Below are 3,889 nucleotides of genomic sequence, written 5' to 3'. Positions count from 1 at the left end.
TATTTATTGTATGTGTGCGACCCGTTTTTTTTCTCCCGCCCGTAATTCCGAAAGACTTTATTGTCCTGTTAAATTTGCAATAATGGCTGTAAACTTTTTTATGAGCAAATGCACTAAATTTTTGCACATTCGCGCTACCCCTTCAATTTGGGTGGGTGGGCAGAACGAACGATATTCGCGCGATAAATTAATTACATAAAACATTTTCGGAAAACTATGACAAAATCCCTAAAACTCGTTTTTTCTCGCGCTCATTTTCTCCGCCCGTAAGTTATACAGCAAATTAATACTCACTCAAGCACAAAAAATTTTTTCACGAAAATCTATGCGCAAAAATTAAATCGTTAGCAAAAAATTTTTTCCCGCAAAACTTTACAATCACACGAATAACATCAAATTTTTGTAGTTGCAAATGTAGTTGTAAAATTTTTCCGGGAGATCTTAAAACTTGCAAGCAAATAAATTATAGCATTCTTTATAATAATGGGCGTAAAATATAATAAAATTTTCATGTGAGGCGATTAATTTTGCAGGTTTACCCGTTAAATATTTCTTGCAATAACGACATCAAAGCAATTTGTTCACGAATCAAAACAGATCCGAGAGCATTAGCTTACTTAACCCCTAAGAGCAAAATTTTTCACTTCTTCGCAGAAAATATAGACTTCAGGGCGGCGGCATTCCTCAAACAAGAGTCTTTATCGCGGGGCGGAGACACAATCGTAACTAAACACGTTATCGACTGCAAAACCGACAAAAGCGACGTGCTTATAATGGGTACATGCTCACAAATAAAAAGTTTGCTGCAAAAATTAAATTCTATGGACTGTTGGGGACTTCAAGAACTGCGCGAAAAACTTTCACGAGCCTTCACAAATTTAAACGTTCAAGAATGGCAAATAAATTTATCCGGCCAGCGCAAATTAATTCTCAATCATGACACAAAATTAATGGCAATAATAAATTTGACTCCCGACTCATTTTATGACGCAAGCAGAATAAACGAGTCAGAAATCATAAATCAAGCTCAAAAATTTTTGTCAGAAGGCGCAGACATTCTCGACTTAGGAGCAGAGTCAACACGTCCGGGAGCTTTGCCGGTTACTCATGATGAAGAAATTTCGCGTTTAATCCCTGCACTAAAAATTTTGCGCAAAGAATTTCCCGACGCAATAATCTCAATTGACACGTACAAAGCAAGTACAGCAAAAATCGCCGTCAATGAAGGTGCTGACATAATAAACGACATAAGCGGCTTCACTATTGATGATAACATGTTAAAGACTCTTGCAGAATTGAATACACCTTACATTTTATCGCACATTGAAGGTACTCCGGCAGACATGAAAAATTACGAGGGCCGCGAAAATGTTTTAGACGACCTGATAAATTATTTCGACGCAAAAATAAACGTTCTCAAAGATTCGGGCTTCAACGGCAATATAATATTAGATCCTGGGCTTGGCTTTGCGAAATCTTCAGGCGATAATCTGACAATCATAAAACATATCGAGAGCTTAAAAATTTTCGGACTCCCGATTTTGGCAGGACATTCGCGCAAAAGATTCACGGGCGGGAACTTGGCCGGGACTCTTGCTGTAACGAGTCTTCTTGCCGGACGAGTGAGTCTCTTGCGGGTTCATGACGTTAAAGCAAATAACGAGGCTTTATTAATCGCTAAGGGTGTCAATGACTCAAGGTTTTAGCGCGAAAATTTATATTTGATTCGGTAATAATAGTCTTTAATTATTAATGATGGTATATTAGTCAATTTGTTATATTCGTGCTTGATCCGCCTTATTACACGCTGCAAAATAGAAAGTCTTTTAACGGGATTCGGTATGCTGCTTAAAATTTCTATAAGCTCATCGGGATTAACATTTTCTCCCCATGCACTACGCAGAAATAAATGCCAGTAAAGTTTATCAGCACCCATTTCAGGAAAAACTTTCCAGAATCTTCTGAAGCAGCCATGCAAAATCGAATCTGATAAATCGCTGTCAGCATTCCAAATCATTCTGTCAAATTTGCCGTCAATCAGCATAATAGAATCTTTCAGCAATGCATTAAAAGCGTCTTGGTCAGCATACTCCGCAATGTGAAGATGTTTATTGAGCCAATTTAATGAATCTATCGCGAAATTTTTACGTTCACGTAATTTTTTGAGATTCATTATCATGACTCCCGCGTTAATATAGTGATTTAGTCTACACCCAATTAGATAGCATCTGACATTTAAGAAATATCTGACATTAGAAAAATTTTTTGTCTTCATCATAGCTTCATCGAGTGCCGCTGCAATGCAGTTATCTTTTATATCAATATTCCAGAGTTCACTAATATCAAGATTTACAACTATATCGCAGTCAAGATAAATTATTTTGTCGAGATTTATAACGTCTTGCATGAAGAAACGAAATAATGTCCCCTTAGTGTATTTATTTGCAAATTCTGAAGCTGTCCGATCGTTTATATATTTCTTGTCATAATCGCTGATGTCAATAAATTCTATTTCCTGCGAATATTTTTGTGCAGTCCTGATAAATTTTTCGCGGTTATCTTGAGTCAATGTGTCGTCGTGCAAAAGATGAATAATTACCGGACTTGATGTATTCTCAAAAATTGACGTAATTGTAACTCCGGCGTGCTGTGAATAATTGCCTGAGGGATCGTATACAGCTAGTGCAACATGAATTTTTTCGCTTAAATTTGGGCATGCGTGCAGGTTGTGCGTTGTGCGCATTGTACAGCCTTTTTCGGTCGTAGTCAAGATTTGTTTGCCTTCTTTCGTGAAAATTATCGAAATTATAGCATAACAAAATATTAATGACGGTGCGAAAATTTATATTTGATTCTGTGATACAACTCCGAAAAAATTACAGCTATAGCTCTTGTAGGGATGATTCTATACATTATTTTGCGTTGATAGTGTGCGAAAATACTTTTAATGCAGTCCCAATTTGAATTGTGCCGCCCCCAGCCTTGAGTAATTTTCGTCATGCCCGCGAGAATTGCAATAACATCATCAGCTGACGTTTTATTTTCTCCCCATGCGCTTCTAAAATACATTTTCCAGTAAAGAATATCGCTATTTGCACCGAGAAAGCCGCTCCAAGGTTTATGAGTCCATGTGTGCAGAATCGAATTTGAAATATCTCCGCCTAAATTGTATCTGTTAAATTTTCCGTCTACGATTTCAATATCGCCGTAAAAAATAGCGTTCAAAACGTCCTGATCTGCATTGGACACTAAATGTCCGTAACGTTCGCACCAATTTTTAACCAGCTCGAATAAATTTCCCCTTTCGCGGATTTTCTTGAGATTCATGTATAATACTCCGCCATTTATATAAGTTTTGTAGCTGCTTCCCCATATTTTGAATTTAACTGCTCTTGCCAAACCTTTCCCCTTCCAGACGTTAACACCAAATGCTTCTGTGTCTAATGCTCCGGCTAAAGATTTTTTTGTGATGTCAATATCCCATAATTCTTTAATATCGAGATTCACAAGTACGTCGCAGTCAAGATAAATTACTTTGTCAACGTCAGCGAGTGCCTGCGGGATAAACATTCTATATAGCGTCCCAACGGTGAATCTTCCTCCGGCTATAGCTTTCATTTCATTGGTTAATTTATCTCTGTAATTTGTCATGTCGTGAAAATTTATTTCCTGCGAATATTTTTGTGCAGTCCTGATAAATTTTTCGCGGTTATCTTGAGTTAGTGTGTCGTCGTGCAAAAGATGAATCATTACCGGACTTGAAGTATTCTCAAAAATTGACGTGATTGTAACTCCGGCATGTTGTGAATAATTGCCTGAAGGATCATATACAGCTAATGCAACATGAATTTTTTCGCCTAAATTTGGGCATGCGTGCAGGTTGTGCGTT

At 37.4% G+C, this 3,889-nt stretch carries 3 protein-coding genes; 1 reads left to right on the top strand and 2 read right to left on the bottom strand.

Annotated elements, in window-relative coordinates; genetic code table 11:
• Positions 1-821 precede the first annotated feature (821 nt).
• Positions 822-1,706, top strand: a complete 885-nt coding sequence (folP, locus tag IJS99_05240; GenBank protein MBQ7561219.1) for a dihydropteroate synthase — start codon at positions 822-824, stop codon at positions 1,704-1,706.
• Here the strand turns inward: folP and IJS99_05235 are convergent.
• Together IJS99_05235 and IJS99_05230 are read right to left on the bottom strand one after the other, a co-directional pair.
• On the bottom strand, positions 1,703-2,770 hold the full coding sequence (locus IJS99_05235; GenBank protein ID MBQ7561218.1) for a glycosyltransferase family 8 protein: 1,068 nt from the start codon (positions 2,768-2,770) through the stop codon (positions 1,703-1,705). The genes folP and IJS99_05235 overlap by 4 nt on opposite strands.
• A 53-nt stretch (positions 2,771-2,823) precedes the next feature.
• A partial coding sequence (locus tag IJS99_05230; protein ID MBQ7561217.1) for a glycosyltransferase family 8 protein occupies positions 2,824-3,889 on the bottom strand: 1,066 nt, incomplete at its 5' end.

It is taken from the genome of Synergistaceae bacterium (genome assembly GCA_017444345.1).
GTDB lineage: Bacteria > Synergistota > Synergistia > Synergistales > Aminobacteriaceae > JAFUXM01.
This window is presented reverse-complemented; position numbering and strand designations above follow the sequence as displayed.

Excerpts from the sequence above, each read along its gene's own strand:
- folP (MBQ7561219.1), top strand. The coding sequence starts at position 822 with ATGGACTGTTGGGGACTTCAAGAACTGCGCGAAAAACTTTCACGAGCC.